The organism is Ruegeria sp. AA6, assembly GCF_056542865.1.
Map to the genome: position 1 here is coordinate 13,830 of NZ_JBQGAN010000002.1, position 13,643 is coordinate 27,472.

Sequence of the window (13,643 nt, forward strand, 5' to 3'; positions counted from 1 at the left end):
GGGTCGTTCGCAGTTCGACAATGGACTTGCCCAGCCGGAAGGGTGCCGCAAAGCTGACCAGACACAGCGCAACAATCTGCAACACCAGAATATGCGCATTCGCTTGCAGGTATTCCCATTCGTCTTTCAGTTTCCCAACCTGTTCAACCAGATCATCGTAACTTTGGGCCAGTATCAAATAGTCGCCTGCAATGGCGGGCACCTTGCGGCGCATGTTGTCAATGGCAGCCTGCGTTGCGTCGTCCAGCGTGGTGAAGACCAGAAACTGGTCGATATTGAACGCGTCGGCCTTAGCAGCCATTTGGTCCACCTCGTCCCGTTCTTGCCGTCCGAACAGGAAATGCAGCCCTTGCAGCGGCGCGACCTCATTGGTCACGGCGATGAACAGGGGCAGGTCAGCATTGCTGGCGGTTGAGGCAGACAGAAACTCGACCTTGTCGCACAGAACGGCTGTATCGGGGTCATAAGCGGGGTCACAGAAGCGCAGCCGGAACCGGGCAGCGTCGCGGGCAAAGGCCAGCGTCGCGGCATAGGCCACGTCGATCTGCCGGTCCAGTCGCGAACTGTCTGCGGTGTAAAGCCCTGCCAGCACTGCCACCAGCGCGCCGATGCCGCCCAGAACCACCCAGACCAGATCGGCCAGCTTCCACGCCCTGTGGCCTGCCGGTTTGCGGAACAGAAAGGCGGTTCCAATCGATCCCACCACAAAGAACAGGATCAGAAGGGGCAGTTGGTTCTCGGTCACAAAATTCATGGCACCAAAGTGACTGCGCACATTCGTGCTGGCAACACTCCTCACGGTCAGTTGTACCGTGTTGCTGTTACGAGCCCGTGCTTTGACCGAATTTTCGGAACAGCTTGGTGCGGTCAAACGCCTGTTCCAGCTCATCGGTGCGCTCTTTGACCGAATCCCAAAGGCGCTCCTGAACTTCGGCGATCACGCATTCCATAAGCATCAGAATGGCCGACATCGAGTCCCACGCGGAAGGTGCCGCAATCCGGGCCGCAAAAGTGTGCTTGGCCAGCCGATGAATAGGCGAACGCCACTGATCGGTGAACAGCACAACCTCTGCCCCGCGTTCCTGGCACAATTGCCCGATCAACATGGTCGAGTTTTCATAACGCCGAACATCCAACGCGATCAGCACGTCACCTTTGCGTACATCCAGCAGATCATGAGTCCACGATGCCGCGAAGGGCAGTAACCGGACATCTGGCCGGATCATCTGCAAGTGCAGGTAAAGGTATTGCGCCAGCGTGCCGGTGATGCGCCCTCCGGTGATAAAGATACGACGGTCTGGGTCACTGAGGAGACTGCAAAAACTATCGAACTCTGCGGGGTCGACCTCATCAATCGTGCGCTTCTGATTGGCGAGCGCCTGCTGGGAATAGCGGTTCAGGATGTGCTCTTCGGGCAGGTCATTTTGCCATACATCACGCTTGGCGATGGGGTCCGAAATCATCTCTTTCACTTCGCTGCGTAGGGCGGCCTGGAAGTGAGGATAGCCATCAAAACCTGTCTTCTGCAGCATCCGCGCCACGGTGGTCGTTGAAACCGAGGCCGCGCCGGCCAGCTCTGTAATGGTTCCCAAGCCCGCGATTGGATAATCGTCCAAAAGGACGCTGATCAGCTGCCTCTCGGACGGGGTCATTTCATCCTTATGGGCCAGCAGCCTGTCCATCACCCGCACTGAAAGGTCCTCTCGACTAGGTTTTATGCGATTGTGTGAAAAATTTTTCACTGCCATCAAGTGTGGTTGGATTTATACAGGAAAGTTATTGACAGGTGAATGCTTCGTGTGAAAATTTTTCCACAGATATCTTTCACGGAATCGCAGGACGGCACATTGGACTTCGGAACTGTTGTTCATACGGAAAAGGCGGATGGCGCACCTTCGGTATTGCTGGTGTGTGAGCATGCGTCGAACCGCATCCCGGGTTTTTTGGGTGACATGGGGCTGACAGCCGAGGCGCGGCAAAGCCACATCGCATGGGACCCCGGCGCGCTGGGCGTGGCACAACATATGGCGGAACTTATGTCTGCGCCGTTGGTTCACGGCGGCGTTTCGCGATTGGTCTATGATTGCAATCGTCCACCCGAAGCTGCGGGCGCTATGCCCGTCAAAAGCGAGCAGTTTGAAATTCCCGCCAATATTTCGATGACACCAGAAGAGCGGCAATCCCGGATCGAGAATGTGTATCTTCCATTTTCGGGCGCTCTTTCGGAGGAAGTCGCGCAAAACCGGTCCTCGTTGAAAGTGATGGTGACGATGCACAGCTTCACACCGGTCTACCATGGGCAGCACAGAGAGGTTGAGCTGGGCGTTTTGCACGGGCGCGACGATCGGTTTGCATTGGCGATGATGGAAACCGCACCCGTAAACGCGCCATATGTGACCCGCCTGAACGAGCCCTATTCTGCCACGGATGGTGTTGCCCATACTCTGGACGTGCACGCCCATCCAAATGCATTGCCCAATGTAATGATCGAGGTGCGCAACGATCTGATCCGTACACCGGATCAACAACGTGCAATGGCCGAATATCTGGTGCAGTGGATCAACCAGACTCTGACCGCGTTTCAGGAAGGCGAGGCGGCGTGATCCGCGCGATGGCGGCATATGTTCGTGTTGTTGATGCGGTCAACTACCGGATCGGTCGTGTGATGATGTGGGGCCTTTTTGTGATGATGGGAATCCTGCTGTGGTCCTCGATCTCAAAAACGTTCTTCCTGCCATCGCTGTGGACGCTGGAAATGGCGCAGTTCGCGATGGTGACCTATTACATCGTAGGTGGGCCGTATTCGATCCAACTGGGCTCGAACGTGCGGATGGACCTGTTCTACCACAATTGGAGCCCACGCAAGAAAGCCTGGTTCGACGCCTTTACCGTCATCATGCTGATCCTGTATCTTGGCGTTTTGTTTTACGGCGGGCTTGGCTCGACCGCCTATAGCCTTGGCTATTGGGGCGATGAGCCTTTCTCTTATTTCATCGACCTGATCACAGGCAGCGAAGAGATCGGTCGGCTGGAACGATCATCCACCGCGTGGCGCCCCTATATCTGGCCGATCAAAGCCATCATGGTGTTCGGCTTTTTCCTGATGCTGCTGCAGGCGATATCGGAATTCTTCAAAGACATAGCTCGGATTAACGGGCAGGAGATCGGGGTGGCGCGGGCATGAGCCAGGAATTTATCGCCATCTTCATGTTCGCGTTGATGATGCTGATGCTGTTCACCGGCCAGCGCGTCTTTGGCGCGATTGGTGCAGTCGCCACCATCGCGGCACTGGCGCTGTGGGGAACGGGCGGGCAGGACATCCCATTCTCAGCCGCGATGAAGCTGATGAAATGGTACCCGCTGCTGACGCTGCCGATGTTCATCTTCATGGGATATGTGCTGTCGGAAAGCCGCTTGGCTGATGATCTGTATAGAATGTTCCATGTTTGGATGGGGCCGGTGAATGGCGGGCTGGCGATTGGAACGATTGGCCTGATGGTGCTGGTGTCGGCCATGAACGGTCTAAGCGTCGCAGGCATGGCGATCGGCGCAACCATTGCTCTGCCGGAACTGCTGCGGCGGGGCTATGACAAAACGATGGTGACCGGGGTCATTCAGGCGGGTTCCAGTTTGGGCATCCTCGTGCCGCCGTCGGTTGTGCTGGTACTCTACGCCATGATTGCCCGCCAACCGGTCGGGCAACTGTGGTTGGCTGGCATCGTTCCGGGCCTGCTGATGGCCGGGCTATTCATCCTGTATATCTGGATAAGGTGCCGCATTCAGCCGCACCTTGGCCCCGCGATGGAAGACGCGCATGAGGTGCCGTGGTCCGAAAAAATTCGGCTGCTGGGGGCAGGGGCGCTGCCGCTGATCATCTTTGCGGCGATGATGGTGCCCTTTGTGAATGGCTGGACATCGTTGGTGGAAAGCTCGGCCATTGGGGCGCTGACAGCGCTGGTTGTTTCGGTCGTCAAACGCCGGATGACGTGGAAAATATTCGAGGATTGCACCAAGCAGACGCTGGCGATTTCCTGCATGTTCATGTGGATTATCCTAGCGGCACTGGGTTTCGGCGCAGTGTTCGACGGATTGGGCGCTGTGAAAGCGATCGAGAACCTGTTTACCGAGCAATTGGGCCTGTCTCCCTGGATGATCCTTATCCTGATGCAACTCAGCTTTATCGTCATGGGTACGTTTCTGGACGACACCGCGATGCTGGTGATCGTGGCCCCGCTTTACGTACCGTTGGTCGGTGCGTTGGGGTTCGATCTGATCTGGTACGGGGTGCTGTATACGATCACCACTCAGATCGCCTATATGACGCCGCCCTTCGGCTACAACCTGTTTCTGATGCGCGCGATGGCACCGCCCGAGATTGGGTTGAAAGACATTTACCGCTCGATCATTCCGTTTGTCGGCGTGATGGTGCTTGCCTTGATTATTATTATGGCATTCCCGGAAATCGCACTTTGGCTGCCCGGTTATGTCTATGGAAATTAATAAGAATGCCCGTCCAAAGGGCACGGATAACCTTAACGGAGAGGAAAATAACATGACGACAAGACGTAAGTTCTTACAAACCGCAGGGGTCGGCGTTGCAGCCGCGCCGCTGGCTACACCCGCGCTGGCGCAGAACACCATTACATGGCGGATGCAGACCTATGCTGGTCCAGCGCTGGCCGAGCACGTGATCGACCCCGCGATCAAGATGTTCAACCAGATAGCTGGCGACCGGATGCAGATCGAGCTGTTCTACGCCGATCAACTGGTCCCGACAGGAGAGCTTTTCCGCGCCATGCAGAAGGGCACCATCGACGCGGTGCAGTCGGACGACGACTCGATGGCCTCGCCGACTGAAGTCACTGTTTTCGGAGGTTATTTCCCTTTTGCGTCTCGTTATTCTTTGGACGTGCCCGTGTTGTTCAACCAGTGGGGCCTGAACGAGATCTGGGACGAGGAATACTCCAAGGTCGGCGTCAAGCACATCAGCGCCGGTGCTTGGGACCCGTGCCATTTCGCAACCAAGGACCCGATCAACAGTCTTGCGGACCTTCAGGGCAAGCGTGTCTTTACCTTTCCAACAGCGGGCCGGTTCCTGAGCCAGTTTGGCGTGGTGCCTGTCACACTGCCGTGGGAAGATATCGAAGTCGCCGTGCAGACTGGCGAGTTGGACGGGATCGCATGGTCTGGCATTACCGAGGATTACACAGTCGGCTGGGCCGATGTGACCAACTATTTCCTGACCAACAACATCTCTGGCGCCTGGGCAGGTCACTTCTTTGCCAACATGGATCGCTGGAACGAACTGCCCGAGGACCTGCAAACTCTGTTTAAGGTCTGTTGTGATCAATCCCACTATTACCGGCAGTGGTGGTATTGGGGTGGCGAAGCCAACCTGCGGGTCAACGGCACCAAGTTGAAGCTGACCACAATCCCGGACGAGGAATGGGCAACCGTCGAAGAAGCCGCCGTCAAGTTCTGGGATGAGATCGCAGCCGAGTCGGAAACCAAGGCAAAGGTTGTCGACATCTTCAAACGCTACAACGCTGAAATGCTCAAGGCCGGACGGCCTTATCGGTACAGCTAAACCCAATGTCCCGACGCGCGCGAAAGATAGTGCGTCGGGATTGAAACAACGGACACGACACCTCGCATGCAATCTCTCATCACGAGAATAGGAAGCGGACACTTGGGGGTGCAACAGCGCGACCCTATACGGCGGGGTGAAAACTGATGGCTATTGCAGGATTTTTAATCGAGATTTTTGCGGCGACCATGTTGCTGTTGTTTGCCGTGCGATTGGTGCGCACAGGCATCGAACGTCGGTTTGGCGCGTTGTTCCAATCTATCCTAACGCGCCATTCGAACACCTTTGTTGCAGGTGGGGCCGGTATGGTTCTGGCCACAATCCTGCAAAGCTCGGCTGCGGTGACGGTTCTGCTGACAGGCTTTGCGGCGGCGGGGATGGTAAGCTTTGGTCTCGCGTTGGCCGGAGTGCTGGGGGCCGATCTGGGCGCGGCGCTGGTAATTCAGGTACTGTCCTACGATCTGGGATGGTTGCAGCCGGTGCTGCTGGCGCTGGGCGGCTGGCTCTATCTGAAATCCGAGCGGTCTAATGTGCGTCTGATCGGGCGGATCGTTCTGGGCATTGCATTCATTCTCATCTCGCTCCAGTTTCTGCGTGACGCTGTAGAACCGATCCGCGAAAGCGCCTTTTTACCAGCTATCGCGGGTTATCTGGAAAGCGACTATTTCAGCGCTTTTATTGTTGGCGCGGTGCTGGCTTTTGTTATGCACAGCTCGGTTGCGACGATCCTTATGTGTGTGACGCTCGTGCAGATCGGCGCGATCCCATTTGCAGCAGGGCTCTCTTTGGTGCTGGGGGCCAATTTGGGCTCAGCCATTATTCCGATTTGGCTGACGCGCGACCTGACCATCTCGGCCCGGCGTATTCCACTTGCCAACCTGTTGCTGCGGGGGAGTGCGGCGCTGGTGACGCTGATCGTGGTCAATGTGACTGTCGCGCACCACGCGCTGATGGTCGCTGGGGCAGGGCAGTCGCTTATTCTGACGCATATCGGGTTCAACTTGGCCGTCTTTGTTTTGGCCACTGGCTTTGTGAACTGGATGGAAGAACCGATTGCTCTGCTGTTGCCCGAACCCAAGGCCAAGACAAATGTGATGGATCAGTTTTCAGACGCGCTCAGCCCGCTGGGCGAGCCTGACGCATCGGGAGCGAAGGTGGCGATGTCCTCGGTCCGGCATGAGCTGTTGCAAATGGTCACGCAGGTCGAACGCATGTTCCGACCGGTTTTGGATATCTACGAGAAGGATGACAGCGACGCCATTTCAGCCCTGTGGCAGCAGGATGAAAGGGTGAATGCACAACTGACGGACATCCGGCGCTTTGTCGCGCGAATGCCACGTCAGAATATGAGCAAGACGCAGGTCAAAACGGCGCGTGGTCTGGTGGAATATGCCATCCGATTGGAGGCAGCGGGCGACGTGGTGTCGAACCGGATGACGCGTACCGCACAGATCAAACACACGGAACGAAGCGAGTTTTCCACTCAAGGTTGGAAAGAGTTGAAGGATCTGCATGCCGCCGTTCTGGAAAGCTTTTCGCTGGCGCGTCATGTCCTGTTGGTCGACGACATGGATTGCGCCCGTCGTCTGGTGCTGGACAAGGCCGAAGTCAAACGGCTGTCGCGCCAAAGCCGAAAGGCGCATCTGAAACGGCTGGAGCGTGGGCAAACTGAAAGCTTCCGGTCTAGCGATCTGCATCTTGAGACTTTGCGGGCCATGCGGGACCTGCACGGACACATCGCCGCCATTGCCTATCCGATCCTCTACAAAAGCGGGCAGGTTCTGGAAACGCGGTTGGTTATGGAAATGGAAAAGGACACGGCCGAGGACTAACGGCCAGGAACGCAAGCAAGAGACTACAGTCTCTTAGGGTGACAAAGGACAAACACGATGGGCAATGAAGCACGTTTGGACGACCTGAAGGCTAGGGTCGATGCCGGTGAGGTCGATACTGTGCTGGTCTGTATGGTGGATATGCAGGGGCGGCTGATGGGCAAGCGGTTCCACGCAGGACATTTTGTGGCAAGCGCATGGGAAGAAACGCATTGCTGCAACTATCTGCTGGCGACTGATCTTGAGATGGGCACACCCGACGGCTACGCCTCAACAAGCTGGGAACGGGGTTATGGCGATTATGTCATGAAACCGGACCTGAGCACGCTGCGCCCAGTGCCGTGGCTTGAGGGCACAGTGATGGTGATGTGCGATGTACTGGATCACCACACACATGAGGAAGTACCGCATGCTCCGCGTTCGATCCTGAAAAAGCAGGTGAACCGGCTGAAAGCCATGGGCTACGACGCGATGTGTGCGACCGAATTGGAGTTCTTTCTTTTCGAGAAAAGCTTTGATCAGATCCGCAAGGAAGGCTTCCGAGACCTAGAGCCGATCTCGGGCTACAACGAGGATTATCACATCCTTCAGACCACCAAGGAAGAGCATGTGATGCGACCGATCCGCAACCATCTTTGGAATGCGGGGATACCGGTTGAGAACACAAAGGGCGAGGCCGAGACCGGGCAGGAAGAACTGAACATCAAATATGCCTCGGCTATGGAGACGGCCGAGTATCACTCGATCGCGAAGAATGCCGTTAAGGAGATCGCATGGCAGCACGGCCATGCGGCGACGTTCCTGCCGAAATGGCATCACGACAAGGTGGGCAGCTCGTCCCATGTGCATCAGTCGTTGTGGAAGGATGGGCAACCGGCGTTTTTCGATAAGTCGGATGAGCTAGGCATGTCGGCGCTGATGAAAAGCTACATGGCCGGTCTGCTGAAATACGCCGCTGACTACACCTATTTCATGGCCCCTTACATCAACAGCTATAAGCGGTTCATGAAGGGCACCTTTGCGCCGACGCGGATCATCTGGTCGGTGGATAACCGGACCGCAGGGTATCGTTTGTGTGGCGACGGCACCAAGGCGGTGCGGGTTGAGTGCCGAATTCCGGGATCGGACATGAACCCCTATCTGGCGATGGCCGGGATGCTGGCGGCGGGGATCGCAGGCATAGAAGAAGGGTTGGAGTTGCAGCCCGCCGCCACAGGCGATGTGTATCAGGGCGATACGGGCATGATCCCAGGCACCCTGCGCGCGGCACGGGATGCGCTGCATGGCTCGGCCATGTTGCGGGCTGCCATGGGCGATGAGGTGGTCGATCACTACGCGCGTGCTGCTGAAGTGGAGATCGAAGAGTTCGAGCGTGTGGTGACCGATTGGGAAATCGCCCGCGGTTTTGAACGGGCGTAGAGGGCTGGCTGGGGGCTCTGTCCCCAGACCCCCGAGGTATTTATGGCCAGATGAAGCAGGGGATCCTGTTTCTTTCGAAATGGAGTGAAAATGGGGCAGATGTTGAAATGTGTCTCGCCGATCGATGGATCGGTTTTTGCGGAGCGAGAAGTATTGTCTCGGGACGCGGCGTTTGAGGTTGCGCATAGGGCGCGGGCGGCCCAGGCCATGTGGGCGGCAAGGCCGTTGCAAGAGCGGGTTGATCTTGTGATGGCAGGTGTTGCGGCAGTGGGCGCGATGAACGATGAAATCGTTCCAGAGCTGGCGCATATGATGGGCCGTCCGGTGCGGTACGGCGGTGAGTTTGGCGGGTTCAACGAGCGCGCCAGCCACATGGCTGAGATTGCCGAGGCGTCTTTAGCCGATATTGCCGTTGGCGAGGATGAGATGTTCAAACGTTACATCAAACGCATTCCGCATGGGGTGGTGTTTGTGGTGGCGCCTTGGAATTACCCTTACATGACGGCGATTAATACGGTGGCTCCGGCGCTGATCGCGGGCAATACGGTCATCCTGAAACATGCGACGCAGACCCTGTTGGTCGGAGAGCGCATGGCGCAGGCGTTCCACGCCGCAGGCGTGCCCGAGGATGTGTTCCAGAACGTTTTCCTGAGCCATGACGTCACCAACGACCTGATCGCAGGCAATGCGTTTGACTTTGTGAACTTCACCGGTTCGGTCGGTGGTGGTCAGGCGATGGAACACGCTGCGGCGGGCACCTTTACCGGCGTCGGTACCGAACTGGGCGGCAAGGACCCCGGCTATGTCATGGAAGATGCTGATCTGGACGCCGCGGTCGATACACTCATCGACGGCGCCATGTTCAACTCGGGTCAGTGCTGCTGCGGGATCGAGCGGATTTACGTGCATGAAAGCCTCTATGACGATTTCGTTTCCAAGGCAGTTGAGATCGTGAAGGGCTACAAGCTGGGCAATCCGCTGGATGCCGAAACGACGATCGGCCCGATGGCCAATGTGCGGTTTGCCGATGAGGTGCGGGCGCAGATCGCCGAGGCCATCGCGGCGGGTGCCGTGGCGCATATCGACACCTTCCCCGAGGATGACGGAGGCGCGTATCTGACACCTCAAATCCTGACCAATGTCACCCATGATATGCGGGTGATGCGGGATGAAAGCTTTGGTCCCGTGGTGGGTATCATGAAGGTATCCTCGGACGAGGAAGCCATTTCACTGATGAATGACAGCGAATTTGGTCTGACCGCCAGCCTATGGACTCGTGATGTGGATCGGGCGGCGCGCGTAGGCGATCAGATCGAAACCGGTACCGTATTCTTGAACCGGGCCGATTATCTGGACCCGGGCCTGTGCTGGACCGGCTGCAAGAACACCGGGCGGGGCGGTGGCCTTTCGGTCATTGGCTACCACAACCTGACTCGCCCCAAATCCTACCATCTGAAGAAAGTAACATCATGAGCCTTGTTGGAAACTGGTCCTATCCGACCGCAATCAAATTCGGCGCTGGCCGCATCAAGGAACTGCCCGAGGCTTGCGCGGCGGCAGGGATGAAAAAACCTCTGCTGGTCACCGACAAGGGGCTGGCCGATTTACCGATCACCACGGCTACGCTGGACATCATGGAGGCCGCAGGCCTGGGGCGGGGTCTGTTCAGTGACGTGGACCCGAACCCGAATGAAAAGAACCTCGATGCCGGTGTTGCCGCCTATAACGCAGGTGGACACGACGGGGTGATCGCTTTTGGCGGTGGCTCGGGGCTGGATCTGGGCAAGATGGTTGCCTTCATGTGCGGTCAGACGCGCCCTGTGTGGGATTTTGAGGACATTGGCGACTGGTGGACCCGCGCCGATGCCGACGCCATTGCGCCCATCATCGCTGTTCCGACAACTGCCGGGACGGGTTCGGAGGTTGGCCGTGCGAGTGTCATCACCAACTCTGAGACGCATGCCAAGAAGATCATCTTCCACCCCAAGGTGCTGCCGACAGTTGTGATCTGTGACCCGGAACTGACCGTCGGCATGCCCAAGTTCATCACGGCTGGCACCGGTCTGGACGCCTTTGCCCACTGCGTCGAGGCGTTTTCCAGCCCGCATTACCACCCGATGAGCCAGGGCATCGCCCTGGAAGGCATGCGGTTGGTAAAAGAGTATCTGCCCCGCGCCTACGCCGATGGTGGCGACATCGAAGCCCGGGCACATATGATGAGCGCGGCGTCCATGGGTGCCACTTCATTCCAGAAAGGTCTGGGCGCCATTCACGCCATGAGCCATCCCGTCGGCGCGCATTTCAATACGCACCACGGAACCACCAACGCTGTCTGCATGCCTGCCGTGCTGGAATTCAACGCTCCGGCCATTGCCGATCGTTTCCAGATGGCAGCCGACTATCTGGGCATTGACGGCGGCTTTGATGGCTTCCGCGCTTTCGTGCAGGAGTTCAATGACTCGCTGGGCATCCCGCGCAAACTGTCCGATCTGGGCGTAACCGAGGATGCAATCCCAGATCTGGTGCAGGGCGCGATCATTGATCCGTCTTGTGGTGGCAACCCGATTGAACTGACCGAGGACAATCTGACCGCGCTGTTCAAAACCGCATTGTGATCACCGATCAGCTGTGTCAACAGCGAAACCGGCCTGTTTGACGGGCCGGTTCTCTATTGGGTGGGAGGGTCAGCCGTGACTGTGTTTGTCATCGTCATCATTCTGACGGCGGCTTTGCTGCATGCGGTTTGGAACGCCATTGTCAAAACCGCCGCTGACCGGACGACCACCCTTGGTCTGGTGGCGCTGGGGCATGTCATTCCGGCTTCAGTCATGGTGGTGCTCCTGCCGCTGCCAAGCGCCGAGAGCTTTGTCTACATTCTGCTCTCGACCGTGGTGCATTTCGGCTATTACTTCATGCTGGGCAAAGCCTATCAGCATGGCGACCTCAGCGTCTTTTACCCCATCGCTCGCGGCATCGTGCCCGCGCTGGTGTCGCTCTGGGCGATGCTTTTGGTGGGCGAGGTTCTGCCCTTGCAAGCCTGGGCTGGCATCGCCCTGATTGCGTTGGGCATTCAGCTTAGCAGCTGGAGCGCGTTGCGCTCGGGCGTGGGTCTTGCGGCGTTGGGCTTTGCCGTCGGCACAGGTATCTGCATTTCGGTCTATTCGGTGGTCGACGGGATCGGAGTGCGCTTGTCGGGCAATACGCTCAGCTACTGGGCTTGGGGCGCGTTTCTGCATCTGTTCATCGCCGGGTTCGTCGGGCTGCGAAAGCGACACACGCTGGCCGCACTGCCCGCCAAAGTCTGGATGATCGGCATTCTGGGCGGTTTGGTTTCGATGACCGCCTATGGGCTGGTGCTCTATGCCAAGAACTTTGCTCCGCTGGGGGCCGTATCGGCGTTGCGGGAAACCTCGGTGATCTTTGCAGCGCTCATCGGGTTCGTCTTCCTGCATGAGGGTAACTGGATACGGCGGCTGGGGGCAGCCGTTCTGATGGCCTTTGGCGTGGCGCTGATTGGTCTAGCCGTCTAGACCAATGAGAACCTTGCCGAAAACGCCACCGATCTCTCATACTGATGAGATAGGAAGGAGCGTTTTCATGACCAAAGAGATTGTTCTTATCCACGGAGCCTTTGCCGGGCCGTGGTGCATGCAGGATTACGCGGGGTTCTTCCGCGACCGAGGCTGGACCGTGCACACGCCCGCGCTGCGCTATCATGGTGGCGACCCCAAAGCCGAACCCGATCCCCGCCTGACCGATACCAGCGTGATGGACTACGCCAATGACATCGCAGAATTCGTGCAGGGGCTGGACAGCAGGCCTGTCATCCTTGGCCACGCAATTGCAGGTGTGGTGGCGCAGCAGGTGGCCTCTCGCGGGCTTGCCAGTACCATCGTTCTGATCAACCCGAACGCCGTGGGGCACCTTGCCCGAAACCGACGATGAACGCGCTATTCCCCGCGCGCTGATGGAGGGCGGGGCGTTCTGGAAACAGCCCATGCGGGTGGAGTTTGGCCTGATGGCCCCCTTTGCGTTGAACAAGATGCCCGAGGCGCAGCAGCACGCGGTGTTCGACCAGCTGGGTGCTGAAAGCGGGAGGGTGATGTTTGAGATGTTCTTCTGGATGTTCGACGACCACCACGCGATGAAAGTGGATATGGATAAGGTCGACTGTCCGGTGCTGGTCGTCTCGGGCACCGAGGACCGGGCCGTGAATCCCAACACCTGCCGTGCCTTGGCGAAACGCTACGGAGACCGCGCGACCTTTATGCCCGTGGAAGACCACGCGCATTTCCTGTTCATGGAGCCCGGCTGGGAGAGACCCGCCGGACAGATCGCGGACTGGCTGGACCAGAAGCTGGGCTAAGACGCCCTGGGCGTTCAGTTATTGGTCGAGAACGTGCTCTGCGGTTTCCATTTCAGGGTGCCGTCACTTTCGCGATGGCACCGCAACAGGCGTTCCTGGATGGTGCTGATCGTTTCGGTAACGGTGTTGTCGCCGGTCAATAATACAAAGGCGTCCTGCGAATAGGCCATGCCGTCGTAATAGCAGAACCGCGACTCTGCGCCGTCCGGAATAGGGGATGCTGTGCTGAGCATCTGCTGTGCGCTGGCTTGGCTGGCGAGCAGGGCAAAGGCCAGCCCGAGTGATAGTGTTTTCATGTCGTCCTCCCGTTCGGATATCCGTTTTTAAATTTGGGTCTTGGACGCTCGGAACCTCAAATGTCGTTCTTGAATGACGGGTTGGGGTAAGTGTGAACGAGATCAACGGGTTAGGCAAGAGGTTTGCGGGTGCCGGGCTGAAG

General features: G+C 57.7%; 13 protein-coding genes and 1 pseudogene. 11 read left to right on the forward strand and 3 right to left on the reverse strand.

All coding sequences use genetic code 11. The features are described from left to right. Positions 1-7 precede the first annotated feature (7 nt). Positions 8-754, reverse strand: a pseudogene (locus ACR0LN_RS03060) (hypothetical protein); the annotation flags it as partial. Between the two features lie 67 nt (positions 755-821). Next, a complete protein-coding gene (locus tag ACR0LN_RS03065) occupies positions 822-1,682 on the reverse strand; it encodes a MurR/RpiR family transcriptional regulator (RefSeq protein WP_480427708.1) in 861 nt (286 codons plus the stop codon). Between the two features lie 108 nt (positions 1,683-1,790). Here ACR0LN_RS03065 and ACR0LN_RS03070 point away from each other — a divergent pair, with 108 nt between their 5' ends. The 11 genes from ACR0LN_RS03070 to ACR0LN_RS03120 all read left to right on the forward strand — a co-directional run bounded on the left by ACR0LN_RS03070 (position 1,791) and on the right by ACR0LN_RS03120 (position 13,204). After that, complete coding sequence (locus ACR0LN_RS03070; protein WP_480427710.1) at positions 1,791-2,603, forward strand: N-formylglutamate amidohydrolase; 813 nt, start codon at positions 1,791-1,793, stop codon at positions 2,601-2,603. Next, positions 2,600-3,184, forward strand: coding sequence for a TRAP transporter small permease subunit (locus tag ACR0LN_RS03075; RefSeq protein WP_480427711.1), 585 nt, complete (start codon positions 2,600-2,602; stop codon positions 3,182-3,184). The genes ACR0LN_RS03070 and ACR0LN_RS03075 overlap by 4 nt, the downstream gene beginning before the upstream one ends. After that, positions 3,181-4,500, forward strand: coding sequence for a TRAP transporter large permease (locus tag ACR0LN_RS03080; protein WP_352988147.1), 1,320 nt, complete (start codon positions 3,181-3,183; stop codon positions 4,498-4,500). The genes ACR0LN_RS03075 and ACR0LN_RS03080 overlap by 4 nt, the downstream gene beginning before the upstream one ends. 52 nt (positions 4,501-4,552) lie before the next feature. Continuing rightward, positions 4,553-5,587 (forward strand): TRAP transporter substrate-binding protein, encoded by a 1,035-nt coding sequence (locus ACR0LN_RS03085; RefSeq protein ID WP_480427712.1) that lies wholly within the window; start codon positions 4,553-4,555, stop codon positions 5,585-5,587. A gap of 146 nt (positions 5,588-5,733) precedes the next feature. Then, on the forward strand, positions 5,734-7,419 hold the full coding sequence (locus ACR0LN_RS03090; RefSeq protein ID WP_480427713.1) for a Na/Pi cotransporter family protein: 1,686 nt from the start codon (positions 5,734-5,736) through the stop codon (positions 7,417-7,419). Positions 7,420-7,476: 57 nt separating this feature from the next. Beyond that, positions 7,477-8,838 carry a glutamine synthetase family protein gene (locus tag ACR0LN_RS03095; RefSeq protein WP_480427714.1) on the forward strand — a complete coding sequence of 454 codons (1,362 nt, stop codon included), beginning with the start codon at positions 7,477-7,479 and terminating at the stop codon, positions 8,836-8,838. Between the two features lie 90 nt (positions 8,839-8,928). Then, the gene (locus tag ACR0LN_RS03100; protein WP_480427716.1) at positions 8,929-10,311 is read left to right on the forward strand and encodes an aldehyde dehydrogenase family protein; all 1,383 of its coding nucleotides are present in this window, start codon (positions 8,929-8,931) and stop codon (positions 10,309-10,311) included. Then, positions 10,308-11,453, forward strand: a complete 1,146-nt coding sequence (locus ACR0LN_RS03105) for an iron-containing alcohol dehydrogenase (protein ID WP_480427718.1) — start codon at positions 10,308-10,310, stop codon at positions 11,451-11,453. The genes ACR0LN_RS03100 and ACR0LN_RS03105 overlap by 4 nt, the downstream gene beginning before the upstream one ends. Positions 11,454-11,528: 75 nt before the next feature. Continuing rightward, complete coding sequence (locus ACR0LN_RS03110) at positions 11,529-12,368, forward strand: EamA family transporter (RefSeq protein WP_480427720.1); 840 nt, start codon at positions 11,529-11,531, stop codon at positions 12,366-12,368. 67 nt (positions 12,369-12,435) lie between these two features. Further along, positions 12,436-12,783: an alpha/beta hydrolase gene (locus ACR0LN_RS03115; RefSeq protein ID WP_480427722.1), complete on the forward strand. Its 348-nt coding sequence runs from the start codon at positions 12,436-12,438 to the stop codon at positions 12,781-12,783. Beyond that, positions 12,764-13,204, forward strand: a complete 441-nt coding sequence (locus ACR0LN_RS03120; protein ID WP_480427723.1) for an alpha/beta hydrolase — start codon at positions 12,764-12,766, stop codon at positions 13,202-13,204. The genes ACR0LN_RS03115 and ACR0LN_RS03120 overlap by 20 nt, the downstream gene beginning before the upstream one ends. Positions 13,205-13,218: 14 nt before the next feature. Here ACR0LN_RS03120 and ACR0LN_RS03125 read toward each other — a convergent pair whose 3' ends face one another. Next, on the reverse strand, positions 13,219-13,500 hold the full coding sequence (locus tag ACR0LN_RS03125) for a hypothetical protein (RefSeq protein WP_480427724.1): 282 nt from the start codon (positions 13,498-13,500) through the stop codon (positions 13,219-13,221). Between the last annotated feature and the right edge of the window lie 143 nt (positions 13,501-13,643).

Coding starts and splice junctions, on each gene's coding strand:
- ACR0LN_RS03125 (WP_480427724.1), bottom strand. CDS start 13,500: ATGAAAACACTATCACTCGGGCTGGCCTTTGCCCTGCTCGCCAGCCAA.
- ACR0LN_RS03105 (WP_480427718.1), top strand. CDS start 10,308: ATGAGCCTTGTTGGAAACTGGTCCTATCCGACCGCAATCAAATTCGGC.
- ACR0LN_RS03095 (WP_480427714.1), top strand. CDS start 7,477: ATGGGCAATGAAGCACGTTTGGACGACCTGAAGGCTAGGGTCGATGCC.
- ACR0LN_RS03115 (WP_480427722.1), top strand. CDS start 12,436: ATGACCAAAGAGATTGTTCTTATCCACGGAGCCTTTGCCGGGCCGTGG.
- ACR0LN_RS03070 (WP_480427710.1), top strand. CDS start 1,791: ATGCTTCGTGTGAAAATTTTTCCACAGATATCTTTCACGGAATCGCAG.
- ACR0LN_RS03085 (WP_480427712.1), top strand. CDS start 4,553: ATGACGACAAGACGTAAGTTCTTACAAACCGCAGGGGTCGGCGTTGCA.
- ACR0LN_RS03080 (WP_352988147.1), top strand. CDS start 3,181: ATGAGCCAGGAATTTATCGCCATCTTCATGTTCGCGTTGATGATGCTG.
- ACR0LN_RS03090 (WP_480427713.1), top strand. CDS start 5,734: ATGGCTATTGCAGGATTTTTAATCGAGATTTTTGCGGCGACCATGTTG.
- ACR0LN_RS03100 (WP_480427716.1), top strand. CDS start 8,929: ATGGGGCAGATGTTGAAATGTGTCTCGCCGATCGATGGATCGGTTTTT.
- ACR0LN_RS03065 (WP_480427708.1), bottom strand. CDS start 1,682: ATGGACAGGCTGCTGGCCCATAAGGATGAAATGACCCCGTCCGAGAGG.